We start from the raw sequence: 25,145 nt of genomic DNA, 5'->3' as shown, positions 1-25,145 counted from the left end.
TGGCATTGTTTTCGCACCCTTCCAATACATGAAACTTGTCATCAAAACATATTTCCTGCTGGTCGTATTGATCAGCGTCCGGCCGGGATCAAACGCCCAGAATATCTCCACCGATCTGCATGCCCTTAGCCACTGGACGCTCGTCAATCGTACAGCATCGACAGTCCTGGAAAAAAACTCCGTCCGCCTTAACGAGGCGCCAGGTCCCGGCCTGATGATCCTGAAGGATGCGGACCTGGGTGACGGCGTCATCGAGCTGGATATCAAAGGGAGCCATCAAATGCAGCAAAGCTTTGTCGGAGTAGCCTTTCACATACAGAATGCCACGACTTACGATGCCGTTTATTTCAGGCCCTTCAACTTCAAAAGCAACGAAGCGCTGCGTCGAAGCCATTCCGTACAATATATCAACATGCCCGACAATGACTGGGAAAAGCTGCGCAACCAGTTTCCCGGCAAATACGAACACGCAGTGGACGACCCTCCCGACCCCGACGAATGGTTCCACGTTAAGATCGTTTTGAAGGGATACCATGTCTCGGTCTATGTCAATAATGCAAAGGAGCCTTCCCTTGAAGTGAATAGGATCAGCAATAGCACGCACGGCGGCCTGGGCCTTTGGGTAGGCAACAATTCACCCGGCAGTTTCGCCCATTTAACTTACAACAGATAAACATATTTGAACATGCTTAAGAACTATTTGAAAATAGCTTTCAGGCAGTTGTCCCGCAACAAGCTGTTCTCCTCCATCAACATCTTCGGCCTGGCAGCAGGCCTGGCCGTCTGTCTGCTGATCATGCTCTACATCCTCGATGAGCTGAGCTACGACAAACATCATAAGGATGCGGACAGGACCTACCGGCTGGCCTATGTCACGGGCACCGGAGATGACTGGTCGGCGGAGCCCGCCCCGGTGGCCTTTACCATAAAGGCTGAAATGCCCGAAGTGCAGGAGGCCACCCGCCTGTTGAAGTTCCCCGACATGGATAAGGTATTGTTGCAAAACGAGCGCCCCCGGGACCCCAAAAAGTTCTTCGAATCCAATGGCTACTATGTCGACAGCACCTTTTTCCAGCTCTTCACCTATGATTTTACCTATGGCAATGGTGAGACCGCCCTGGCCCGGCCCAATAGCCTCGTGCTCTCGGAATCCATCGCCGCCAGGCTATTCGGGAACGAGAATCCCATCGGCAAACCACTGAAGCTCAGCCTGCCCTTCGGCGATTTTATCTACACTGTACAGGCCGTCTTTAAAGAGAATCACCATTCACATATTCCAGCGCATTTCTTCCTCTCCATGCGAAACTCGGATCTCGGCGCCTGGACGGAAAAGCAGACCAGCTGGGCCACCAATAATATCTTCCATACCTATATCAAATTGAAACCGGGCACCGATGCCCATGCATTTGAAAAAAGGATGGCCGCATTCATGGACAGGCATGAAGGTCCGGAGCTTAAGAAAGCCGGCATGACCAAGGGCCACTTCATGCAGCATATGACAGACATCTATCTGCATTCTTCGATTGGCGATGAGATCGCACCCAATGGCAATATCCGCTATCTCTATATCCTGGGATCGATAGCCGCCTTTATCCTGGTCATTGCCTGCATCAATTTTATGAACCTTTCCACCGCCCGCTCGGAAAAAAGGGCCCGGGAAGTTGGCGTCAGGAAAGTCATCGGCGCAGGAAGAGCCTCCCTTATACATCAGTTCCTTGGCGAGTCCTTCCTGCTATGCCTGATCGCACTTGCGATAGGCCTCCTCCTGACCCAATTATTACTACCCCTGTTCAATCAGCTCACGCAAAAACAGCTTACCCTGTCAAACAACCCGCATCTCATACTATGGATCGCAGGCCTTTCATTGCTGACCGGACTGCTGTCCGGCCTGTACCCCGCCTTTTACCTATCCTCGTTCAGGCCTGCAAAAGTGCTGAAAGGAAAGATCCTCAACAGCTGGTCGGCCACCGCGCTTCGCAAAGGATTGGTGGTTTTCCAGTTCACCATTTCCGTAATGCTGATCCTCGGCGCCATCGTCATCGGCAGCCAGCTGCATTATCTGAAAAACCAAAGCCTGGGATTCAAAAAGGACCAGCAGCTCATCCTGCCCATCACGAGCAAGAACGTAGCGAAGAATTATAACTCGCTCAAAAGTGAAATACTGCGGACGGCAGGCGTTGGTTCCGTCACCAGCGGGTCCACCTATCCGGGTATCAGGAATATTAATGATGCCCTGTTTTACGCCGAGGGCAGATCAGCGGCCAATAATGTAGACATCGCAATAGCAAGCATAGAAGACGATTACTTTGAGACCCTGGGCTTACAGTTGATAGAGGGCCGTCCCTTCGCAAGGAATAGCATGGCGGATTCCAATCATATCATCTTAAACCAGACTGCCGCGAGACAATTGGGCCTCGATCCCGCTGCGGCCGTCGGCAAAAGGGTCACCTATGAATTCCATGGGGTATATTACAACATGGAGGTCACGGGCGTCATAAGAGATTTCAATTTCGAAAGTCTTCATAACCCCATAAGGCCCCTGGGATTTTCGATCAATAATTTCTTTGCCAATAAATATAACTACACGATCGTCGGTCTTCAAACCACCAATTATTCCCGGGCGCTGGCAGCCATCGAACAAGCATGGACCAGGGTCAATCCCGGAGCACCCTTCGAATATTCCTTCCTCGACCAGGATTTTCAAAGGAATTATGAAAAAGAGGAGCGCACTTCCCATATCGTGATCTATTGCACCAGCATTGCCATCCTGATAGCCTGCCTGGGGCTCTTCGGACTGACAGCCTTTTCCGCCGAGCGGCGTACCAAGGAGATCGGCATCCGCAAGGTGCTGGGCGCCTCTGTCGCCAATGTCACCCTGCTGCTGTCTGGTGAATTCATCCGCCTGGCCCTGCTGGCTGTCCTGATCGCATCGCCCCTGGCCTGGTATGGCATGGACCGGTGGTTGCGGAATTTTACCTACAGGATCACCCTCACTTGGTGGATGTTTGCGGCCGCCGGCGGTGTAGCGATCGTCATCGCCCTGGTCACGGTGAGCTTCCAGTCCATAAGGTCGGCATTGGCCAACCCCACGAAGAGCCTGAGGGCGGAGTGATCTGGCGCTGGTAACTCACCCGGATATCCTTACCGCTGCGCCCGCGCCGCCTCCAGCCGGCGGATACAGTTGCTCAGGCTCCTGAAATTATGGTACGTCCCCTTCCAGATATGCGCCTTCAGCGCCGTCCTCCGCTGGGGCTCATTGTCAAGCCCCTCCTCATACCAATCCCCATGCTCATGGTCGATCATATACTTCTGTACATATCCCCATAATTGAATGAACCGATGCCCATAATGCATGCGGTCATTCGGGTACAAGGCCGAAAATATCATCAGCGTATTCAGACCCTCCGCCTGCGCCCACCAGTTCTTGCTCTTGTTGATGATCGTACAGCCCGGCTTGTCCCTGAAATAATAACCCTCGTCATAAAACCCTCCCAGCACAATATCCCAGCCATTGGCCAGCGCATGATCCACCATCTTTTTACCCACTGCCAATGTCGCTTTGTCCTGCTTCAGACCCAGCACCTCCGAAGCCTCCTGCATCAGATAAGCCGTCTCCACGTCATGCCCGAAAGAAACATGGTCGAGGTTCTTATGCCGCAGGATGGACTGTTCGGAAGAATCCCGGTAGCTCACTGGCCGCCAATCCACGCTGAAGAATAGCTGCAAATAACCCTTCTGAGTGACGATCCTGTCCCGTATCAGCACCAGCATCTCCTGCAGTCGCTGACGCACCAGCGGGTCCGGCCAAACCAGGTACAGCTCTGTAAAAGCCTCCAGCAGATGGATCGAGCTGTTCTGATCCTTATAGCCTGTTTCTGCCCGGCTGTCTACTGTCTCCGTCCGGACCACCGGCGTCCCATCCCGCTCCAGGTGCTGAAAATATCCTTTATACACGGCGTCATGGCTGTGCCGTTCCAGCCAGAGAAAGGCCCGCTTTGCCAGGCCCAGCGCCGCGGTATCCCCGGAACATGCGTAATACGCCGACAAGGCATAGATCCCAAAAGCATTCCCATATGCCTCCTTTATTTTGCTTTTCGCCACTCCTTGCCGCGTTACAAGATTATAAAAACCACCAAATACACTATCCCACATCTTATCCCGCAAAAAATAGAAACCATGACGCGACAGCGGGATATAGCTGCTGTCATGATAAAATATCGCCGCCTTTGCCGTCGACCAGACATGACGCGCCTGCGTCACGATCATCTTATCCTGCGGCCCCACGGGTTTGAAATCGTAGCTGAAAGTGCTGAGATAGCCGCCATACAACGTATCGATATTGCGGGGATAATATTTGTCGAGCAAACCTTCCTTCGCCGCATAGCGCATCTGCGCCAGGATACTGTCCGGTATGGACCGCATCTGACCATTACCGATAGACATCCAAGCCAGTCCACACAACAATAAAAGGATCTTCATAAACTAACGATTTGATGGGTGTACAATGTTAAAGCACCCGATGGCGCAATCCTGATACATTTTTAGCCGATCATGGCCAAAATTAAACAGACTGCACCATTTGAGCGGGAACAACGTTAAATTAGCTTAAGAATAGGTGGATAGATCAATTTCAACTACACAATCCATAAAAATGAGATTCGAAGCAGCCACCATAAAAGACATCGCAAGGTCCTTAGGCTTTTCACCGTCGACAGTAAGCAGGGCGCTGAGGAATTGCAACGACATCAGCGAGACGACAAAACAGCTGGTCCTGGACTATGCAAATAAGATCAACTACACCCCCAACCCCATCGCGGTAAGTCTCAAAGCGAAAAGAAGCAGGTCCATAGGGGTCATCGTACATGAGATCGCCAGCAGCTTCTTCTCACAGATCATCAACGGTATAGAATCGGTTGCCAGGGAAAATGGATACAACATCATCATCACACAAAGCCTGGGCAGCTACGAAAATGAAATGAGCATCACAAGAATGCTGGCTTCCAGGTCCATCGACGGCTGCCTTATTTCCGTCGCGCCCGAGACCGCGGACCTTTGCCACTTCACCAACCTCCAAGAGCGCGGCCTTCCCATCGTCTTCTTCGACAGGATCGTCGAAGATCTTCCTGGTCATAAAGTACTTATCGATAATAAGCTGGGGGGATACAAAGGCGCCCATCACCTGCTAAAGAACCAGTGCCGCAGGATCGCCTTCATTGGAGACTCCCCTCTGCAATACATCACCGCGATGCGGCTGGAAGGCTATAAGAAAGCTTTGGAGGAGCACCACATGGCGCCAGACGAGTCACTGATCAAATTTTGTCCGCATGACGGCGCCGATTACTATGAAGTAGAAGCCGCCATGCAGGAGCTGTTCGACGGCGACCATAAGCCGGATGCTATTTTTACTTCCACCGATAAACTGACCATCGCCGCCATGAGGTGCTGCCGTGATATGAAATTGAATATTCCGGGAACAGTTGCGCTGGCGGGTTTCAGCAACATGGAGAACACCGATCTTTTTTGTCCTTCCCTGACAGTGATCCGGCAGCCCGCTATCCAGATGGGCAGGGTGTCGGCCAGGCTCCTGATCAAATCGATAGAATCCAAGCGGCCCGTCGCCGACTACGAACGGCAGCTGTTGCCTGTCGAGCTGCGCATCGGGGAATCCAGTAAGGCCAGGGTTACGGTGTTACCGTCCGATGTACTCCCTTTGCGTTGATGATCTCTATGCTTTTGACATTGTCACTGGACATGATGGCACGGGTGGACTGGGATAGGAATGAGCTGCCATAATACAATTCCTTCTTTTCCTGTCGCCCGTCCCGGAAGCTGATGATCGCAGTCACATCATCAGCCTGCGCAATGACGGCTTTACGCCGTCCGTTTTCCGCGAACAACCTCAGATCGCCCTTGTTCTGGCTGGCCGCCACCAGGCAGCCTCCCTTTGCTCCCCTTAATGTCACCAGCGCCCTGCCATTGCCCGGGATACAAATGCCGCTTTGCAGCATGGTCAGCGGCTTGAATCCGCCGGCGCCATCTCCCTTCAATAAGAGTCCGTTGAATGCATCATACCGCCCGATGCCAATGGAGGTCCCGAAATCATTACCGTTGATCAGTACATCCAGGTTGCCATCTCCGTCAAAGTCCTCGACCACCATCCCATTGATCGTGGATGCCTGCGCCTCATTCGGCAAGGGTATTGCAGTGAACTTCCCGCCTCCGTCATTCCGCAGATAGCAGGACTGCAGCATATTGGCTTTCCACCGGAGGGCCCGCTTCCTTTGTTCCGGCGTCAGCACCTGCTCCAGGGTAGCCTCCGCAAATGACCTATAGTTGGGAAAACGCCTTTTCAGGCTGTTGATCTGACGGGTCATATCGTCGCGACCGGCAGCAGGGAACTCTTTTTTCACCCCATTCCGGTCGGGCAGGAACAGGGAGGGCACCCCCACCGTTCTGCCATTGCCGTCAAGATCCCCTGCCGTCATATACACGGGGTATTCGTCACTGGCCTGGTACAAGGTATTCAACCCCACATTCCCTACGATATAATCCGTTCTTCCCGTATGCCTGAAATCACCCGCTGCTATGGAATTCCACCAGCCGCTGAGCCCGCCGGCGCCAGTGGCGGCGGTGACATTACTGAACCTGCCGCCCACATTCCTCAAAAAAGTGACAGGCATCCATTCGCCCACTACGATCAGGTCCGTCTGCCCATCCCCATCGAAGTCGGTGAACAAAGCATCGCAGACCATCCCGATGTTCTTAAGCGCCGGCGCCACTTCCTCCGTCACATCCGTGAACCTGGCCTTGCCATGCTCCGAATCGTTCCTCAGGATACAGCTGCTGACCGGCCTCGGATAATTCCAGGGATCCACCCGCCCCGAAACGAACAGGTCCAACTTCCCGTCATGGTTATAATCCATGGCCCGCACGCAGAACTTGCTGGTATGATCCCGCGGCAAAGCCAGCGTATCCTGGTTGAAATGACCTTTGCCGTCATTGATATACAGCCGGTCCCGGTAACCTTCATCGCCGGGAGCCAGCTCATATCCTCCGCTGGCGATGTAGATGTCCTGTTTGCCGTCCCCATTGGCGTCAAATAAGAGGATCCCCTCATCCTTCGCCACCTTTGAATGGAAGATCGTTCCCGGCAGTGAGTCCTGCTGGACAAATCTGCCGTCCGCCTGCTGCAGGAGCACATGCGTCGCATACACGCCATTCCCGCCGATGACCAGGTCATCCTGCCCGTTGCCGTCCAGGTCCGCCACTGCCAGCGCAGGACAATACTCAGATAGCTTATGCGGCAGCAGGTGCTGAATATCGAAATCGATAAAATCATAATCATGGTGCCGGTAGGTCACGCCCGCTTCCCGCGTGATCTCCCTAAGGAGGGCATCGGAAGCAACAGCCGGCTGATGCAATAAACAGGGCCCCACGGCATCAGCCAGGCTCACCGTCAGCACCTGGTTGGCGCCGATATTCCTCATCGTCTGCTGCCTGCCATCACTCCACCGCACAACGACGGAGTCCACCGTCTTCACCCCGCCCAGTCCGAAATGCGCCACATCCTGCATCGTGGACAAATATCCCCGATAGGGATTGTTCTCATAGGTCTGCCGCTTCCCATGATCGTAATAAATGTCCGCAATGGCGCCCAGCCCATTGACATTTTCCCTGCCGCCCCGGAACCTGATCTGCAGGAAATGGGTTTTCGCCGTATCCTTCTCCCGCATGGTATTTCTGTACACCAGGGCCTCGTCATTGATATTATTGATCACCATGTCGAGGTCCCCGTCATTGTCCAGGTCGGCATAAGCTATGCCATTGGAAAAGGTCGGCTTCATCAAGCCCCAGCCCGCCGATTCATCGCTGAAAGTGAGGTCACCCTTGTTCTTAAAAGCATAGTTATGCAGCTTTACCTGCGGGATCTGCCCCAGCAGCTCCTTTTTCGAGGCCATCCCTTTGTGCTCTTCCCGGTAGGCCATGAAGTCGTGGTCCGACACATCCCTGGGAAATCCGTTGGTGACAATGAGGTCGCGTAATCCGTCATTATCCAGGTCGATCACCATCGGGCTCCAGCTCCAGTCGGTCTGGGATATGCCGCTCATAAACCCGATGTCGCTGAAGAGGGGCGCGCCGATGGAATCATTTTCACCTACCCGGGGGCCCTGGTTGATCTGCAAGGTATTCCGCACATACTGGTATTCATATCCATAGCTGTCGAAATTCTGATAGGTAAGATAGGTATCCGAAGCCAGCATCTTCTTCTTACGGTAATTGTCCTCCGGGTTCATGTCCAGCTCGATCACATCCGGCAGCCCGTCATTATTGATGTCCACCACGTCCTGGCCCATCGAATTGAAAGAAGTATGCTTGAAATAGTCCTTCAACCTGTTGGTGAACGTGCCGTCATGATTATTGATGTAAAGGATATTGTTGGACAAAAAATCGTCCGAGACATAGATGTCCTTCCAGCCGTCATTGTTGATATCGCATACCGAGGCGGCATGCCCGAAACCTTCGTATTTTATGCCGGCGGCATCCGACACATCATGGAAGACGGGATGCCGCAAGCTGCTGTCCATGTCATTGCGATACAGCTTCCCCACGCTGGCGGCAATGTTCAGGTCGTTGCGTCGAAGGAAGGTGCTGAACTTCTCCCCGTTGGATGCCTCATTCACCGTAAGATACATATCCAGATCCCCATCGTTGTCATAATCGAAAAAGCTGGCCATCGTTGACTGGCCATGCATATCCAGGCCGTATGCCGCAGCCATATCCTTAAAGTGCGGGACACCTTCCTTATCCATACCCTGGTTCACATACAGGATATTCCGTCTTCTCTGCGGGTCTTTATAGATCGTGTTGCAAATGTAAATATCCATCAGCCCGTCATTATTGATATCGACGACGGAGATCCCCCTGGCCCACCGTCCCATCCCGCCGACGCCGGCCTTGTCTGTGATGTCCTCGAAGGAGAAGTTGCCCTTATTGAGGTAGAGCTTCCCGGGCACCTGGTTGCCGCCGAAGTAAATATCCTGCAGCCCGTCATTGTTGAAGTCGCCGATGCCTACGCCTCCTCCATTGTAAATATTCACCACATCCATCGGGTTGATGGAATCCGTCTCCGTGATGACATTGTTAAAATGGATCCCTGAATGGGAGGAAGGGATACTTTCGAATAAAGTAGGTTTCCCATGACAGGCGCCCAGCAGCATAAAGGGCAGCAGCACATACAAATGAGAGAGTCGCTTCATAAATACGTTGGATAAAAAGGAAGGCTCTGTAAAAATACAAAGCCTTCACTTTATAGCTAAACTGTGAAAATCAATAATTCGGGTTCTGCTTCAATGTCGGGTTTGTGGCAATGGCTGACTGAGGGATCGGCAGCAGATCATGACCACTGGGTATATCGATCCCAAAGTTATCCTTAATGTATTGGATATGAAGGCCCGTTCTCCTCAGATCGTACCAAAGGGACATATCGCCGGCCAGCTCATGCCTGTATTCCTGCAGCATCATTTGCATGAAGTCAGGACCAAAAGGCGAGGGGGGAGCGGCGCCGCCCCAGGCGCGGTCCCTTACGGTCTGCAGCGTAGCTGTGGCGCCGGCGGCATCATTGCTTTTGAACTGCGCTTCGGCTTTGTCCAGCAGCACTTCGCTAAGCCGCAGCATCGTCACGTTCTGGTCCCCGAAGATATGCGTCTTGCCATCGGCAGCGCTGGGCGTGTTACCGCTGACATTCGGGTCGCGCCAGAACTTCATACCGTAATATCCGGATCTGGGCTGGCCCGGCTGGTCGCCAGTCCAAAGGTCGCCCGTCTTACCGCAGGTGTTGATGATCTTACCGTCCGTGCCGGTGAAGTGGGACTTAGGCAGGGATAGCGTTCCTGCAAAACCGGCTTTCACCTGAGCATAGTTTTTGATCCCCCCGATAGCTACGATGCCCGGGCTGGCGATGGTATCATCCGGACCGATGATCGTTGCAGCCTTGCGCAGGTCGCCCGCCTCGAAGGAAGTATACAGCTTCTTATTGGCATATGTATAGCCGAAGTTCGAGGTTTCCCAGGGCCACATGAAGGAGGAGTTCCAGGTTACTTCGTTGTTGTTGTAGCTCCAGTCCGGGGTAACGCCGCCCGGGAGCGAGAACTGCAGCTCGAAGATGGACTCCTGGTTGTTCTGGTGATTGTATTCATGGATGTCCATGTAATTTGACATCAACTGGTAATGCGGGATCACCTGGTTGAATGTCGCCACGGCATCAGAATATTTTTTCAGCCACATCTGGGCGGCGCCCATATAAGCGAAAGCCGCGCCCCGGGTAGCCCTTCCCAGGTCCGAGGGAGGAAGGTTTTCCGGCCAGGGCAGCAGGCCCGAAGCGGCAGTCATATCAGCCACCACCTGCAGGAACACCGAATCCTGGCTTGCCCGGGGATGAAGTCCATTCGTCACCACATTCAATTCCAGTGGGACACCGCCGAACGTACAGGCAAGATAGTAATAGAACACCCCTCTCAGGAAGTAAGCCTGCCCCGTAAGGAAGTTGGCCAGCGAATCCCCGATCACCTTATTATCGTGCATTTTGGCGATGATAGGTATGGCCGAATTTGCCCGGGATATACCCTGGTACGACAGGTTCCAGAACTGGGCGGTTGATCCGAAGTCCGTTGGAAAGAGATAAGTATTATAGGAGACATCCGCTCCCCAGTTGAAGAAGTCCTGGCTGCAGTAGTTGGCGTTGTACCAAAGTGCCTTCAGGACAAAGCTCTGGTTATCGTGCTGGAAGCCGTCATAGATGGCATTCACCAGGCTGATCCCGTCCTGCGGTGTCTTGAATAACGCTTCCTCGCTGGCATTCGAGGTGTCCTTCTGGTTGAGAAAGTTCCGGGAACAGGCCAGCGGCACCAGCAGACAACCAAGAGCGACGTATAATAAATATTTTTTGCTTCTCATATTGCTTGTGTTTGTAGTATTGATTAAAACGTCACGTTAAACCCTAATGTATAGAACTTGGAGGATGGGTAAGTTCCCACATCGACCCCCGCGGAGGTCACGCTGCGCACATTCGTATTGGCGGAATTGTTGACATCCGTTCCCTGTGGAATACCGATCTCAGGATCGAGCCCTGAGTACTTGGTAATGGTAAACAGGTTCTGCGCGGTGAAATAGATCCTGATCCTCGGAGCGAAAGCGCCCGTGAGCTTTAAGGGCACCGTATACCCGATGGTGAGGTTACGCAATCGCAAATAGCTCCCATTCTCCACATAGACGTCAGACGGTCGTGTATTGGCGTTGAACTCATTTGCATCGATCTTGGCATAGCGGTTGGAATGGTTGCTGGCTGTCCATGCATTATTGTAATATTCCGTGCCGATGTTCTCTATGCCCACCGATCCCGTCGAGGAGCCAAAGCTTTCCAGTGTCCTTTGCTGGAAATTGTAGATCTTGTTGCCATAAGTGCCGTAGAAGAAAATGCTGAAATCGAAATTTTTATACGATCCATCAAACGTCACACCTCCATAGAACTTAGGGATAGGACTGCCCAGCGCCACCTGGTCGGAGTCCGACGTGATCCTGCCGTCATGGTTAATATCTACGTATTTACGATCGCCGACCGTCGCGCTCTTGGACGGACCGGTCGTTGACTGATAATAGATACCCGGACCATACTTAGCTGCCGCCACCGCATTCAGATCATCTATCTCTTTCTGGGACTGGAAGATGCCGGCCGACCTATATCCATAAAATTCGCCGACAGAGCGGCCTACCTGGGAAATGCTGTAGGTATGCCAGTTATTGGAGCCGGTGTTGGAGAAGCCAAGGTCCGAAAGATTATAGATATGATCCAGCCCTGTGGTAAGGCTCTGCACCTTGTTGCTCACCGTGGTAAGGTTGAACCCGATGTTATAATGGAAATCCCCTGCCGCATGAGCGTAGGTTGCACTGAATTCGACGCCCTGGTTCACAATGCTGCCCACGTTCGCGCTCCCGGAGGTGAATCCCGTTTGTGGAGGAACCGGGATCACCAGCAGAAAGTCCTTCGATTCTTTCCGGTAGTAATCTACCGTAAAGGTCACGCGGTTGTTCAGTAATGATGCATCAAAACCGATGTCCGTCTGCTTGGACGTCTCCCATTTCAGATTGGGATTGGGTAAGAAGGCCAATACGAGGCCTGGCTGGTAGGTCTTATTAAAGGGATAACCGTTGTTGCCCTGATTGGCGGCGCCCGGACCGGACGTATAGAGCGACAGGTACTGGAAAGGAGGTATGGTCAGTTGGTTGCCAAGCTCTCCATAGCTGGCCCTGAGCTTCAGGTCATTCAGCCAGCTGACGCTCTGCATAAAGCTTTCCTCCTTGATCCGCCATCCCGCGGAAATAGAAGGGAATACGCCATACTGCTTCCCTTCGGCAAACCTCGACGACCCGTCCCTTCTGATGACGCCCTGCAAAAGGTACCTGTCCTTATACCCGTATTGCAACCTGCCGAACTGGGAGATCAGCGTGATCGTTCGCTGGTTGCCATAGTAATTCGTCAACGAAGGAAGATCCCCCAGATCCCGCAGCTGATCGCTGTTCAGGTTATTGCCCTGGCCGCCGATCTGGCGGAAAGTATTGTTCTGTGACGAATAGCCACCCACAAAGTCAATGCTATGTTCGCCAAATGTGCGGGTATAGGAAACCGTATTATCCCACAGCCACTCGAAAGTATTGTTCGCCGACTGGCTGTAAAAGTTCAGCGTCGACTGCGTGCCCGTCCCATATTGGGTCAATGCCCGCACATCGGATGGTGTGAAATAGTAGCCGGAATAATCGCTGACATTGGCGCCAAAATTCGTTTTCACCCGCAGCCCCGGGAGAATAGTGAGCTCCAGGGAGCTGGTGCCCAGGAAATAATTGGTCAGGTTCTTCTGATCCTGGGTCTCTATGTTGTACACCGGGCCATTGCCCCAGTTCCGCACCGCCTGATTATTCGGATTGAAAAAACCATAGTTGCCATTCCCATCCTTGATCTGGCTGGTCAGCAGGTTGCCGCCATCGAGCGTGGGCGGCAATTTTGTCAGATAACCAATGCCGGCCGCAGCGCCTTGGCCTCCCGTACCAAACGAAGTCTTCGCATCGCCCCGGCTGTACTTGATACTGGTGGAGGATCTTAACCAGGTCTGGGGCTGATAATCCAGGTTCGCGCTCAGGTTAAAGCGTTTGAACCTCGAACCAAGCACAATTCCCTTTTGATCGAAATATCCGGCAGAGAATGCCGTTTGCGTCTTATCGCTTCCGCCACGGATGGCAATATTATATTTCTGTCTTAGCCCCGTCCGGTAGACGGCATCCTGCCAGTCCGCCTCATGCAGGGTATCTGCGTTTGCCCAGTTGGGAAGAGCTGTATATCCGTCCAGCGCGGCATGATCGAAGGCCAGCTTTCCGAATTGCTGCGCATTCAGCACCTTATAGGTCTTTGGCCTGGACTGGATCGCAGATTCGGCATCGACGGACACCTGCGTCATGTTCTTTCTGCCGCGTTTTGTAGTGATGATCACAACGCCATTGGATGCCCGGTTGCCGTAAATGGCGGTTGCGGATGCATCCTTTTGCACATCGATGCTGGCAATGTCGCTGGGATTAATCGTATTGATACCCCCGCTGATGGGATAGCCATCCACTACATACAGAGGGTCATTGGATCCGAAAGTACCTACACCCCTGATCTGTACTGAGACACCGCCACCCGGCGCCCCGTCGTTGTTGGTGATCTGTACACCAGGGGCCCTGCCCTGTAAGGCCTGGTCCAGGGTGGTTACAGGCACTTTCGCTATCTGATCGGCGGATATGCTCGCAATAGCGCCGGTGACATCCCTTCGCCGCTGGGTTCCATACCCCACCACAACGATCTGCTGCAGTTGCTTTGGATCGACTATCAGGCGGATGTTGATCGTGGTGCGGCCGTTGATGGCTATCTCCTGTTTTGTATAGCCAATAGCCGTGATCACCAGTGTCCCATTCGCCGGGGCATTTAACGAAAAGCTGCCATCCGCCTTGGTGGCAATGCTATTATTCGTTCCCTTAAGGGTTATAGATGCACCAGCCAGCGAACTGTCATTTTCATTGGCAACCACCCTGCCCGTGATCTGCTTATCCTGCGCCAACAGCCGGATTGAAGCAATGAGAAAAAGCAGTACCATCGTGACATTTCTCACCAGGTAGCGCTTGCCGTTCAATATTTCGTTGCTCATTGATTATTGAGTTTTGGTTATTGTTACTGGTATTTTTTTAGGAAAGAGAAAAAAGGTAATGGTATGCCTGAGGTGAAGAATGAAGAATTTTCATATGCTGTAGTTTTAATTGGCTTCCGGTGCATCACCCCCGACGGAGTGCGCACATATATCATAAGCAACACAATCTTACTAAACTTTCTCTTTAAGGCTTAATGGTAGGGATGACTTTATTTCCGGAATCGATGCCGGTAACGAGTGCGGTGCGTCAGATTGCCGGTCAATCAGCAGGCAGGCGTTCTTTTGATAAAGAAAAATGTCCCCACTCTCTTCGAGATAGGGCTGGTATATTTGTCTTAATATCTCTTTTACCTTCGGAGAGATCTTACGTGCGATGACGATGAAAGCGGCATGCTTGTAGGCGAGCTTATAGATCTGGCTCAACTGATCATCACCCACTTCCTTTATTACAATAGTCTGCAACACCACTTTCCTGTTCATCATGTGAATCTCCAGCCGCCCATCCATCTCCTTATTATTCGTAGCTTTCCACGCGGCACGCACAGGTGCGGCCTTTTTCAGATTATCGAGGGCGCTATGAACAATTTCCTCTTTCATTGGCCAGTGATACAATTTAAGGAGAATTGAAGCAGCGCTTATGTGCGTTGTGTGGATTTATTTCCGGCAACGACACCGGCAACGTTTGCGGAGCCGCCCATCGATGGAGGCAGGTTCAACAAAGGCAGGCGGAATAGGACTATCCCGCCTGCAAACGTCATACATCTTTGTTGCCAGATGAGTATTTACTGAATTTGAATGGTCCGGGACAGCTGCTGAGCATGCTCTTTTTTCGGCAGGCTCACATACAGGATCCCGTCCTGGTACCTTGCAGCCGCCTGCTCCACATCGACGGTATCGTCAACGGTAAAGCTCCGGCTGAAGCTGCGCCTGCCATATTCTTTGCGCAACCAGCCAGTCTCCTTGTTCTCTCCCTCCTTCTCTTCCTTGTGGTCAAAGGACACCGTCAGCAGGTCGCCCGCCAGATTCAGCTGAAAATCTTCTTTCCGCAGTCCCGGAGCGATGATCTCCATTTCATACGTCTTATCCGTCTCCCGTATATTCACAGGGACCTGATTGCGTGCCTGCAGTCCGTTGAACCCCCAGGACGTGTCTTCGAAGAACCGGCTTAGATTATTGTGGAAGATTTGATCTACAACGCTTCCAAAAGTTGCCGGCTGGCGGTTTTCTTTCTTGATGATGTTAGTCATATGATCCTCCTTTTTTTAAAAAAGAGCATATCAAGAGAAATGCCAACGCCGTAGAAAATGATATTTTGACATTTCAGCATGGCGCCTGGGCTGAAAATTTTTCACAGTACTGTCATCAGGGCGGAGCACCCGTCCTAATGGAACCTTACGTTCAGCAGGGTCGCCAGCTCCGTCAATTCCAGCAAATTCCTCGTCTTCGTCTTCTCGAAGATCCTGCTCTTGACGGTGGAGATCGTATTCTTCCTCAGCCCCAGCTCGGCCGCGATCTCACTGGTCTTAAAACCCTTCAGTAAATAATGGAGGATCTCCAGCTCCCGCATCGTGAAATGTGTAAAAGGATTGGAGTCATCATTCCGGTCTATGTCCTCCGGCGGCGGCTCATTCGACAGGAACTGCTTCAGCAGCCGCGTCGTGTCCTCTTCCAGCGCCGCCTTGTTGATAAAGTACATATCCCCGTATTGCTTCAGCACTTTTGCGTAGATGGCGGAGGGCTGCATGCTGAGCATCGCAATCCTGAGATCGGGATATAACAGCCTGACATTCGGCAGCACTTCCAGGCTGCTGCCATCCGATAAATTGATATCCAATATAAGGTGTGTATATTCCTTGCTCTTGAGCTCCTTCATAAGCTCATTGCAGCTGGCAACCTCGGCCACGTCCGTATAGCCCAGTTCGAATTTGAACGAGGCCCTCAGTCCCCTCCGGATCATACTATGGTCATCTGCCAATAGGATCTTCGGTTGCATGTGATTGGTTGGATGCTATGATAAAATTACAAAATACGTTTGCCTTACAAGAATATTCGCATTTGCTTTAGTCCTGCATAAGTGCTTCTTCTTACCCTTCCACATAGACAATCGTCTATTATTTGATAAAATTATTCTTACTAATTTCTAGGGGCAACATTAACTATTAAACCATTGATTATGAAACTTGAACAAAACGTTCAGGAAGCCGCATGCGTTCTCCTGGACCGTATTCGCCCGGAATATCGCCGTCTGACAGCAGCCCGTTCTCCCTTTTCGCTCCTGCATTTATTATCCCCCCGAACCATTCAGCTGGACGAATATTGCAAGCCATTCGCACCGCATCCCGACGCTGATGCATTAGCAAAAAACATCAAATGTTTTTGTGATGCATACGGCATATGGCTACCCGGCGCCGAACATTACATCACCTGCGCGATGTATTTGTTTCCGTCCGCTCCCCTGTCCCGCATCATCCCCATCGTAAAGAACAATGTCATCGATTTCTATCTCAACGACATCATGGGAAGAGAAGTCTTTCCCCATCTACCCCTCCTGCAAAGGACGCTGTACAGCAATATCAAGGAGCGTATGTCCGCCCTTTCGCAGTCCAGGGCCCTGACCGCGGAAGCAAAGCCCATCGAGATCGCCAACTTCGAGATGCTGAACGACATGGATGCGACGTCCACAAAGGGCTGGTTTGACAAATTCCTGCAGCTCTATTGCTATCATATCGAACTGGCTCATAAGGATTGTAATTCCTCCGGCATCGGATACGTCCTGAGCCCGGATGAATATTTCGAACAGCGCTGTCATGTATCCGGTATGCCCCACACGGTCATGATGATAGAATACAGCGCTGGTGCATTCCTTGATTGGGAAGTCCTGGATCACCTGGGCATCGCCGATGATCTTAGCCGGCTCAATTGGGTGGTAAGCCTCATCGGCTGTCTGATGAATGATCTCTTTTCATTTGAAAAGGAAGTCATAGACAACAATTGCGATTCAAACCTGGTCATGATCATATTGTTGAACAACCCGGAAATGTCCCTGAGGTCCGCCCTCCTGGCCGCATCCTCCATTGTACGCGATCTGCTGCAGGAATGCTTCACGCTACTGGATAAGATAAGAGGCGCCATTCATGATCCCGGGCTTCACGATACATTGAACGGGTATCTCACCGGACTTGAAAGATGCGTTCAGGCATGCTGGGTATGGCAGGTATATACAAAAAGGTATAAAAGACCGCAGTCGATCTGGAAAGAGACAAGGCTGCCGTCCTGATATGCCGGGTCCGGGCGCTTATATTGTTTCCAGGGGTAATGACACCTGGAAACAAGCCCCCCTGTTCTCCTGACTTTTTACGCTGATCGTGCCTTTTAACAGGTCCTCCACCAAATGCCTGGTAATAAACAGGCCCAGGCCCACGCCTTCGCGGTTGCCTTCCAGGTCACGGTCCGTTACAAAGAGGTCGAAGATACTTTTTAGCTTTTCTTCAGGGATCCCCGGACCCTCATCCCTTACGTATAGTTGCCAGGAATCTTCCCCCTTTTCAACGATGACATAAATATTGCTGGCGGGGCGTGTAAATTTAATGGCGTTGGTCAGTAAGTTGTTAAAGATCTGCGTAAGCCGGATCTCGTCACTCCTTAATACCAGGGGAATTTCGTCGGCGACGGACAGATGGATCTCCACACCTTTTTCAATGGCGGAGTATTTGTTGACATTGATTATCTTCTGCAGGAATGTCCGGAGATCTATTGCGCTGGCGTAAACGCTATCCATCACCCCGGCATCGATCTTCGTATACTCCAACAGATTTGTAAGCATGCGCTTGTAAGTATGGCACCCATCGATCAGATCGTCGGAAAGGGACACGATATCTTCTTTCCTTTCCAGGCCCGCCCTGAGGGATTGCGCCATTTTGATGATCCCGAGAAAAGTCCCCTGGATCTCATGCGATACATTCCTGATAAACACACTTTTTGCATAGTTCTGGTTTTCTTCGTTCTTCAGTGATTTCTTCAGCTTGTAGCTGGAGTCGTGGCTCTTTACATAAGGAGACCCGACAATAATGATCAGGCAGAAAAGACCAAAGAAAGAAAGGGTCTTAAAGATCACCGAATATGGTTGGCTTAAAGGCAGGGGTTTGACAAACACCAGGAAATAATTGGCTTCCAGCGTGACAAGTATGACCAGCGCCACCGTAAAGCACACCTTTCGGAGAATTGAATTGTCAAATAGCAGGAAAGTAAGGAGGAGGAGAAAAAACACCACCGTCTGTAGCTCAATTACATTTCCCAGCACCATTCCGAAATATAAAGAAGCGACGCATTGGGTGAGATAGGTCACGAGACAGGCTGCCACATACTTACCGTTCCTGTTCAAAAAAAGGGGACTCAGGGCCAGCAGCAGCTCCGCGATTGCCGGGAGGAGAATAGATAATTTCCCTGTCAGGAGAAAAAAAAGCAGGCCGATCACCAGGATCAGGCTTACGATAGCCATGCTCAGCGAGTTGACCAGGCGGATCCTTCTGAGCTCCTCCTCCTCTTTGATCCCTTTTGTACCTGTATTCCGGACGGATGTAATGAGGCTTAGCAGGTTCAGGTGAAGGTTGGACATAGTATAATATATTGCCTTTCAATAATTTAAGGAATAAATTTCCGTTCATCCAAAGGCTAAAATAGGCTTTCTATGCACAATGCCCAATATACAGCTAGAACTAGTTCTAGCGGGTATTCATGAAGGAGGCTTAATTTGCAGGTACTAATAGGATAAGGTTTAATGGTTATGGTATTTGATTAAGCAGTCCCTGGTGAACAACCGGGGATTTTTTTATGCCATGACCTGGCCATTTATCCACAAGTAGACCTCCGTTTGATCAATTCGACAGGCGTAATGATCTGGGGAAAGCCGGCAACAGCCCCGGCTGTCCTGGCTTTGTCCGCTTTCAGCATCCTGACCAGCTCGGTCACGATCACCTTACCGATGCCCGCCGGAAATTGCTCGATCGTTGTCATGGAAGGTGAGATAATGGAAGAACGGGGGTCATTCGAATAACCCACGATCTTTAGTTCATCAGGCACCCGTACGCCCATCTCTTTTACAAACTGCAACGCTTCCAGCGCGCTGACATCATTGGCGGCAAAAATACCATCCGGATAAGGTTTTTCCGCAAACAATCGATGCATTGTCCTTCTCGCATTTTCAGCGCTCAGCTCATGGTAGAACAGCTGACCCTCCGACAAGGGTACGTCGTACTGCTGCATGGCCTTTTGGAAGCCTGCGAGGCGATCGATGTACAGGTTGCAGTTCAGCGGCCCGGAAATACAGGCGATCCTCCGGCATCCCAGCTCCAGCAGATGCATGCCCGCCAGGTAGCCGCCGTTGACGTCGTCCCCTTTAATGATACAGGCCGGATATGGCTGTACGGGCACACGATCGTAAAAGACGACAGGGATATTGTTCCCGGTCAAAAGGTCGAAATGGCCGAAATCGGTGGTAAACAATGTACAGGCGACGATGACAGCATCTACGCGGGAGGCATACAAAGTGCGGATAAGCTCCTTTTCCATTTCCAGGGAGTCGTTGGACTGGCAAATGATGAGGTTATAGCCGTATCCATGCAGCCCATTTTGAATGGTGGTGATGATCTCGGCATGGAAGAACATGGATATGCGCGGAACGATCAACCCCACCGTATTGGTTTTATTACTTCTGAGCCCCGAAGCCATGGCATTGCGCTTGTACCCTAATTTTTCCACCATCGCCATTACTTTGCGCCTTGTTTCTGTATGGACGTGCGGATGGTTGTTCAGCACCCGAGAGATCGTCGCCGGCGACAGGTGCAGCTTTTTTGCAAGATCGTGTATGGAATGTTGCTGGGATCCTTCTTTCTTCATTTGATTAAATTATCCTGTTTCCAGGATGACAAGGGGCCGATGTTCTTATTGGCTGCAGTAGCCGCTTTCTCAGGGATCAGCGACACCGTAATGGACGTTTTGGTCCTTGCCGGCAGTCGCAGCTCAAATCCCGTCCGGATGGTGCCGGGATTCGGCGCATCATAGCTATTGGGCGGCGGATCGGTAGGCCAGGTGCGCAGCACGACCTCACCAGGTGCGTCTACCCGCATCATCAGCCGTTGTCCGCTTTGTGTAAGCACCGCATTTCTATTATCCGTCACCGTTACAGCCGCCGGGGTGACCAGCGTCCACCGGACGATGGCTGCCGTATCCCCCGTCTCTATCTCATCCCGTACGACCACCCATTGTCTGTCGACGATGGCGATGCCACGCCGTGCCTTTGCCACAGCTCCTTTGTATATTTCCGACAAGTCGGTGACGGCATTCATAAAATCAATCGACGAAGAGGCTCCCGTGATAGGCGCAAAGCCTGCTACACGCTGATGCTGGTCATTAATGGTCAGGGTATTGTGCGCCTGGTTGACATATCTGAAAATGGTCCAGCGCTGGGCGTCCTGGGTCCTGCCGAAGATCTGCATGCCTTTGGACTCCAGCGACTCATAATCCTGCGCACCGAGGTCCATCGCCCATCTTACGCCCCCGGCGTCCATGACAAAGGCCCCCACGTCCATATGGGCATGATTGATGCCGGCCGAGCCGCCTTTCATGCCAACATAGATCGCGGCGGAATCCGTCCAGGACGTACGCATCAGCGCCACGGGGTTCGCACCCCTGCCCACCCATAGCGTGGCTTTGGGTGGCCGGATATTCCCGATCCTGATGTCCTTTCCCCAGATCATCATGGCAGGCAGCAAACGGTCGTTGACATGTTTTTGGGGAACCTCGGTCAGCAGGCGGCTGCGCTCCACCCATAACAGAGAAGGGTCTGCATTCTTTTGGGCAAACCAGAACATGGCCGGCTCGATGCCGCCATTGGCATGGGAATCTGAAAAATTGAAAGGCTGGTTCGCAGGCCCCGTCATGTTCTCCAGGAAAGCGGCGGTTTTAAGGAAACCCGGCATTTCGCTGAGTCCGAAATCTTTTCCGAATGCTTTGTCCAGCGCACTGATCAGCATGACATTGAAGCTGGTGCCATACCCCCAGTATCCGTAGCCTTCGGGATAGTTGCCGTCCGGCCCCATAGCCTTCATCGCATATACGACATTTTCGATGGCACGGTTGATCACCTGCTTAGCCAATGCCGGATCATCTTCATAGATGGCCAGTGCGCCATAGGTCATACCGGCATTACACACCTGGTTCCAGTTATGCTCTGCCCTGAGCCAGTTGCTATTGCTCCTGGGATCCAGGGATGGCCTGATCCCTTTTTCAATGATGGCCTGCTTTATTATCGACCTGGATGCCGGCGAAAGGTCGTCATACAACCAATCATACCCGATGGACAACGCCATCGTCATTTCGGCCACATCCAGGAAATGGGACGGGTTCCAGTCACTGAATGCTGCAATCGCCAGCATTTCTTTTTCCCCGCGCCGGAGATATTTCAGATCCCGGGTGGTGCGCCAGGCATAGGAAAGAAAGAACAGCCGCCTGAGGGCTTCTCTCGATTTGTCCAGCAGCCGCCGGCCGATCTTGATCCGCTCTACGGGTGGTAGTCCCGATATGTGATCTGACTCATCCAGGATGGCCTGGTGCATCTTTCCCCAGATCACATTCCCGCCGATGGTCGTTTTAATGACCTCCTCTTCCCCCTTTAGCAGCAAAATGCGGGGATGTCCGGGAAAATGGGGAGGGTCGCCGATAAAATCGGTTTGCGCCATCAGCAGATGGCTGAACAAAAGGAACAGGCTGGCTGTAAAGATCTTCATTAGGTTCATATCGCAAGTATTGTAGTGATCCACTCACTTATCCATCAGCAGCCGTTTGTCCGCACTGATCTTCTCCTGGCCTGGCTCATTACCATTCCCCTCATACATATTGTTCTTCACCGTGCTGTTGGCGGCGGCATAGCTTTCCACTCCATAGCCATTGTTATACTGGATACGATTGCCGCTGACGACAAGATAAGCGTTCCCGTTAAATAAGCATTCCGCCATGATGCCACTGCGGTCATTAGCTTCCACGAGGTTCCCTGTCACCGATACGTGCTTGCATTCCGCGAGAAGAATACCGTAATAGCCATTGCGTGCGATCTCGCAATTGGCAACGGATACGTCGCTGCATTGGTCCAGGGAGACCCCGCTGCCGAAGGGAGAAGTCACCAGCCTGCTGCCGCGAATCTGTATATGGTCGCAATGCGCCAGCAGGAGGTTGTGGTTGAGCTTAGGACCAGGCGGCACGCTGGCGCCATTCTCTGAAAGGTCGCAGTGGTCGACGTTGACATTCGCTGCGCCACTGATGGACACCCCGGAATAGGTGGCATTCCTCACCGTGAGATCGATGAGGTTGATGCGTTCCATCCGCCTTTCGCCATCGCTTCGGAAGAGAATGCCGCCCCGGTTGTACCCGCCCTTTATAGAACGGGAGCTATTCGGATCATAACCCGGGATGGTCCTGTTGCCGGCCTCGATCACCAGGTCCCGGAGGGTTACATCGTGCATATCGGGATCCGCGTTGATCATGGCTTCCCTGCCACCCGATGCCGTGTCGAGGGTGAGCACAGTGCCGGCGCCCTCACCCATGAGGGTAACACCAGATGGGAGCTTCAACGGGGCGGGGAAAATATGGAGACCCGCCTTTACCACGATCCATTTGCTGTGCGTCGTGGCAGCCGAGTCCAGGGCCCGCTGGATCGATTGACCCGGCGCCACCCATAAGGCGTCCGCAGGGACCTCCGGACGCGGAGCCGGCATAGCCCCCGCACCCGCGATATAGGAAATACCGCTGAATTTCAAAGTGGAGGCTTTGGACACCGGTCCACCCGCAGGCGTGCGCACCGCCGTCAGCACGCTGCGTGAAGCCCTGGGCCGCACCGAATCAGCCGCCCGCCTGGTATAAGGCAGGTTCAGGCCTTTCGCGGAATAGTGGCGGTAAACATATTCATAATCATCCCGCAGCACTTTTACACGTTCCGAAATATTGCAGTAACAATAGGGTGTATCGCCCAGCAGAAAACGGGCTGTATATTCAAAACCCAGTGCTATACGGTTGTCTGCAATGGAGAACAGGTCGGTCCCCTGGGTATACGCCGCCTGTGCAGCTCCGGCAAACTCTCCGATGCCCAATTGAACATGCCCCTGGTCCCTTGGACTTTCCTGGCATTGTCCATTGGGATAGATATATTTGAAGATGCTGCCATTCACGGGTGCATGTTTGAAATGGTCGATGGCATTGTTAAACAAGGCCCGGCTGTCGGTGAATATGGCGATGGCGATCAGCGAATGGATAATGGCCCCATCCCAGTTGCCATTGGCCTGGGGGAAATAGGGGCGCATCAACGGGTAGTAGACAGTCATCAGCATCTGGCTGAAAGCAGCAATGTCCTTCTGCTGCCAGCCGGCGCCGGTGTACCGCAGGATCTCTGCCGCATTGCAAAGAAGATGGCCCGTCCAGGCTGCCAGCAGCTTGGCGTCGTTGTAATCCAGGTCCCATAGCGCGGGAGACCAGGCATTCAGGATGGCGATGGCCTTGTCCGCATAGGTCTTATCCCGGGTGACATACCACACCAGCGCATAGTTGTAAGCCATGTTGGCGGATCTCGACAGATCATCGCCGCCGATGTTCGGCCTGCCATAAGGCCCCCGGAGCACATGCGTATGCACCTTCACGATAAAGTCCGTGTCTGCCGCAGCTTTCAGCCTGTCGAATGAAGCCTTCCAGGGCTGGTCCCCGGCAAGTACCTTTTTCCTCATATAGGCCAGGTCCTGGGACGTCTGGTCGATGCCCGGATGCACAAAAGTTTGCGCCATTGTTTTGGCCGGAAAGCGGGCGACCGATCCTGCCACCACGAGCAGGATAATAAAGTGTTTATTTCCCATTAGTCAAAGTATACCGTTTCATACTGACAGTAGCAGTTCCCGCAGTAGCCACCGCATTGAAATAGATATATGCCCGGTATTTCCCGTCGGCCGTCTCCACCCATACGCCCGCGCCTTGTTTGAGATTGATGGCGTAATTCGGATCGCCTGTCAGATCAAGCTTTTGGAAATCGACATCGTCTATAAAAGTACCACCGTATTGCTCGGTGGGTGCAAGATTATGATCCTGGAGGTTAAAGACCTTCAGCAATTTGGCTGTCCTGTTCACGCCCGGGGGCAGGAGCACGCCCGGCAGGTAGGTCGTGTCGGCTGCGGGAGCTACCAGGGCATGGTTGAAAGCGCTGGTGGTGAGGTTGCGGTACAGGTAGACCAGGTCGATGTTGCCGGCATGGGCGGCAGCGCCCGCGGAATCATAGACCGTGCTGTCCCCAATGGAAATATACATCATGTTCTTATTGGAGAGCTTCATGTTCAGCCGCATATCCATCCGGGTAATGGTATAGGGCCCCATCGTAGTAGAGATCGTCTCGCCATTGCTGCTTTTGGCTGTAAACTTAATGGTCACTGATTTGCCGCGGGCTTCTTCAGGGATCACATAGAAGTACCGGAGCGTAGCCGCAGAAGTATCGGCCGTGTAGGTCACTGTCGTCGTGGCGCCGCTGGTGACGGAAGGTGATCCTACGGTGACGCCGACATCGGTGCCCGTGACATCCGTATAATAAGATCTATTGTCCATATAGGTGCCGGCAGCGCCCGCAATGGAGGCTTCCGCCGTACAGGACACCAACTTGCCTTTACTGGGCAGGATGGCCATAGCATAGGCAAATTCGATCGGCTGGCCCACTATATTCGGTCCCAGCGTTCTTTTAATGGCTTCGTTCTGCAGCTTGTCCGAGGGCTTCGGAAGGGCATATCCATCTTTCTTACAGGAGGCGGCGAAAAGCGACAGCACCCCCAGCAGTAAGGCAGCATAACCGATGTATTTGGATCTGTATTGCATTTTGTTTCTTTTAGAATGAAT

General features: G+C 52.4%; 16 protein-coding genes. 4 read left to right on the top strand and 12 right to left on the bottom strand.

The genetic code is table 11. From position 1 onward, the window contains the following. The first annotated feature begins 28 nt into the window (after positions 1-28). Together Q4E93_RS00370 and Q4E93_RS00365 are read left to right on the top strand one after the other, a co-directional pair. Entirely contained in the window at positions 29-673 is a 645-nt protein-coding gene (locus tag Q4E93_RS00370; RefSeq protein ID WP_303582031.1) for a 3-keto-alpha-glucoside-1,2-lyase-like domain-containing protein, read from the top strand. Between the two features lie 12 nt (positions 674-685). Continuing rightward, the gene (locus Q4E93_RS00365; RefSeq protein ID WP_303582029.1) at positions 686-3,112 is read left to right on the top strand and encodes an ABC transporter permease; all 2,427 of its coding nucleotides are present in this window, start codon (positions 686-688) and stop codon (positions 3,110-3,112) included. Positions 3,113-3,141: 29 nt separating this feature from the next. Here Q4E93_RS00365 and Q4E93_RS00360 read toward each other — a convergent pair whose 3' ends face one another. Further along, positions 3,142-4,479: an AGE family epimerase/isomerase gene (locus tag Q4E93_RS00360; protein WP_303582027.1), complete on the bottom strand. Its 1,338-nt coding sequence runs from the start codon at positions 4,477-4,479 to the stop codon at positions 3,142-3,144. A gap of 172 nt (positions 4,480-4,651) precedes the next feature. Between Q4E93_RS00360 and Q4E93_RS00355 the strand changes: the two genes are divergently transcribed. Next, positions 4,652-5,719 (top strand): LacI family DNA-binding transcriptional regulator, encoded by a 1,068-nt coding sequence (locus tag Q4E93_RS00355; RefSeq protein WP_303582025.1) that lies wholly within the window; start codon positions 4,652-4,654, stop codon positions 5,717-5,719. On the opposite strand, the gene Q4E93_RS00350 is transcribed toward Q4E93_RS00355, so the two are convergent. The 6 genes from Q4E93_RS00350 to Q4E93_RS00325 form a co-directional block, all read right to left on the bottom strand. Beyond that, entirely contained in the window at positions 5,682-9,257 is a 3,576-nt protein-coding gene (locus Q4E93_RS00350; protein WP_303582023.1) for a VCBS repeat-containing protein, read from the bottom strand. The two genes, Q4E93_RS00355 and Q4E93_RS00350, sit on opposite strands and share 38 nt — an antisense overlap. Before the next feature lie 70 nt (positions 9,258-9,327). Further along, complete coding sequence (locus Q4E93_RS00345; RefSeq protein WP_303582021.1) at positions 9,328-10,953, bottom strand: RagB/SusD family nutrient uptake outer membrane protein; 1,626 nt, start codon at positions 10,951-10,953, stop codon at positions 9,328-9,330. A 23-nt stretch (positions 10,954-10,976) separates the two neighbouring features. Then, positions 10,977-14,231, bottom strand: a complete 3,255-nt coding sequence (locus Q4E93_RS00340) for a SusC/RagA family TonB-linked outer membrane protein (protein ID WP_303582019.1) — start codon at positions 14,229-14,231, stop codon at positions 10,977-10,979. A gap of 171 nt (positions 14,232-14,402) precedes the next feature. Next, the gene (locus tag Q4E93_RS00335) at positions 14,403-14,828 is read right to left on the bottom strand and encodes a hypothetical protein (RefSeq protein ID WP_303582016.1); all 426 of its coding nucleotides are present in this window, start codon (positions 14,826-14,828) and stop codon (positions 14,403-14,405) included. A gap of 185 nt (positions 14,829-15,013) precedes the next feature. Then, on the bottom strand, positions 15,014-15,478 hold the full coding sequence (locus Q4E93_RS00330) for an Hsp20/alpha crystallin family protein (protein ID WP_303582014.1): 465 nt from the start codon (positions 15,476-15,478) through the stop codon (positions 15,014-15,016). A gap of 134 nt (positions 15,479-15,612) precedes the next feature. Then, positions 15,613-16,224 carry a response regulator transcription factor gene (locus tag Q4E93_RS00325; RefSeq protein ID WP_303582012.1) on the bottom strand — a complete coding sequence of 204 codons (612 nt, stop codon included), beginning with the start codon at positions 16,222-16,224 and terminating at the stop codon, positions 15,613-15,615. A gap of 180 nt (positions 16,225-16,404) precedes the next feature. Here Q4E93_RS00325 and Q4E93_RS00320 point away from each other — a divergent pair, with 180 nt between their 5' ends. Continuing rightward, positions 16,405-17,508 carry a terpene synthase family protein gene (locus tag Q4E93_RS00320; protein WP_303582010.1) on the top strand — a complete coding sequence of 368 codons (1,104 nt, stop codon included), beginning with the start codon at positions 16,405-16,407 and terminating at the stop codon, positions 17,506-17,508. A gap of 18 nt (positions 17,509-17,526) precedes the next feature. On the opposite strand, the gene Q4E93_RS00315 is transcribed toward Q4E93_RS00320, so the two are convergent. The 5 genes from Q4E93_RS00315 to Q4E93_RS00295 all read right to left on the bottom strand — a co-directional run bounded on the left by Q4E93_RS00315 (position 17,527) and on the right by Q4E93_RS00295 (position 25,124). Beyond that, a complete protein-coding gene (locus Q4E93_RS00315) occupies positions 17,527-18,846 on the bottom strand; it encodes a sensor histidine kinase (RefSeq protein WP_303582008.1) in 1,320 nt (439 codons plus the stop codon). Between the two features lie 233 nt (positions 18,847-19,079). Then, positions 19,080-20,126: a LacI family DNA-binding transcriptional regulator gene (locus Q4E93_RS00310; RefSeq protein ID WP_303582006.1), complete on the bottom strand. Its 1,047-nt coding sequence runs from the start codon at positions 20,124-20,126 to the stop codon at positions 19,080-19,082. Further along, positions 20,123-22,024: a heparinase II/III domain-containing protein gene (locus Q4E93_RS00305; RefSeq protein ID WP_303582004.1), complete on the bottom strand. Its 1,902-nt coding sequence runs from the start codon at positions 22,022-22,024 to the stop codon at positions 20,123-20,125. The genes Q4E93_RS00310 and Q4E93_RS00305 overlap by 4 nt, the downstream gene beginning before the upstream one ends. Before the next feature lie 24 nt (positions 22,025-22,048). Beyond that, the gene (locus tag Q4E93_RS00300; protein WP_303582002.1) at positions 22,049-24,124 is read right to left on the bottom strand and encodes a right-handed parallel beta-helix repeat-containing protein; all 2,076 of its coding nucleotides are present in this window, start codon (positions 24,122-24,124) and stop codon (positions 22,049-22,051) included. Beyond that, the gene (locus Q4E93_RS00295) at positions 24,114-25,124 is read right to left on the bottom strand and encodes a DUF4466 family protein (protein WP_303582000.1); all 1,011 of its coding nucleotides are present in this window, start codon (positions 25,122-25,124) and stop codon (positions 24,114-24,116) included. The genes Q4E93_RS00300 and Q4E93_RS00295 overlap by 11 nt, the downstream gene beginning before the upstream one ends. Between the last annotated feature and the right edge of the window lie 21 nt (positions 25,125-25,145).

The sequence above is a fragment of the Flavitalea plasmicola genome (assembly GCF_030546645.1).
Taxonomy (GTDB): Bacteria; Bacteroidota; Bacteroidia; order Chitinophagales; family Chitinophagaceae; genus Puia.
This window is presented reverse-complemented; position numbering and strand designations above follow the sequence as displayed.

Excerpts from the sequence above, each read along its gene's own strand:
- Q4E93_RS00360 (WP_303582027.1), bottom strand. The coding sequence starts at position 4,479 with ATGAAGATCCTTTTATTGTTGTGTGGACTGGCTTGGATGTCTATCGGT.
- Q4E93_RS00330 (WP_303582014.1), bottom strand. The coding sequence starts at position 15,478 with ATGACTAACATCATCAAGAAAGAAAACCGCCAGCCGGCAACTTTTGGA.
- Q4E93_RS00325 (WP_303582012.1), bottom strand. The coding sequence starts at position 16,224 with ATGCAACCGAAGATCCTATTGGCAGATGACCATAGTATGATCCGGAGG.
- Q4E93_RS00295 (WP_303582000.1), bottom strand. The coding sequence starts at position 25,124 with ATGCAATACAGATCCAAATACATCGGTTATGCTGCCTTACTGCTGGGG.
- Q4E93_RS00305 (WP_303582004.1), bottom strand. The coding sequence starts at position 22,024 with ATGAACCTAATGAAGATCTTTACAGCCAGCCTGTTCCTTTTGTTCAGC.
- Q4E93_RS00300 (WP_303582002.1), bottom strand. The coding sequence starts at position 24,124 with ATGGGAAATAAACACTTTATTATCCTGCTCGTGGTGGCAGGATCGGTC.
- Q4E93_RS00340 (WP_303582019.1), bottom strand. The coding sequence starts at position 14,231 with ATGAGCAACGAAATATTGAACGGCAAGCGCTACCTGGTGAGAAATGTC.
- Q4E93_RS00335 (WP_303582016.1), bottom strand. The coding sequence starts at position 14,828 with ATGAAAGAGGAAATTGTTCATAGCGCCCTCGATAATCTGAAAAAGGCC.
- Q4E93_RS00370 (WP_303582031.1), top strand. The coding sequence starts at position 29 with ATGAAACTTGTCATCAAAACATATTTCCTGCTGGTCGTATTGATCAGC.
- Q4E93_RS00310 (WP_303582006.1), bottom strand. The coding sequence starts at position 20,126 with ATGAAGAAAGAAGGATCCCAGCAACATTCCATACACGATCTTGCAAAA.
- Q4E93_RS00315 (WP_303582008.1), bottom strand. The coding sequence starts at position 18,846 with ATGTCCAACCTTCACCTGAACCTGCTAAGCCTCATTACATCCGTCCGG.
- Q4E93_RS00365 (WP_303582029.1), top strand. The coding sequence starts at position 686 with ATGCTTAAGAACTATTTGAAAATAGCTTTCAGGCAGTTGTCCCGCAAC.
- Q4E93_RS00320 (WP_303582010.1), top strand. The coding sequence starts at position 16,405 with ATGAAACTTGAACAAAACGTTCAGGAAGCCGCATGCGTTCTCCTGGAC.
- Q4E93_RS00350 (WP_303582023.1), bottom strand. The coding sequence starts at position 9,257 with ATGAAGCGACTCTCTCATTTGTATGTGCTGCTGCCCTTTATGCTGCTG.
- Q4E93_RS00355 (WP_303582025.1), top strand. The coding sequence starts at position 4,652 with ATGAGATTCGAAGCAGCCACCATAAAAGACATCGCAAGGTCCTTAGGC.
- Q4E93_RS00345 (WP_303582021.1), bottom strand. The coding sequence starts at position 10,953 with ATGAGAAGCAAAAAATATTTATTATACGTCGCTCTTGGTTGTCTGCTG.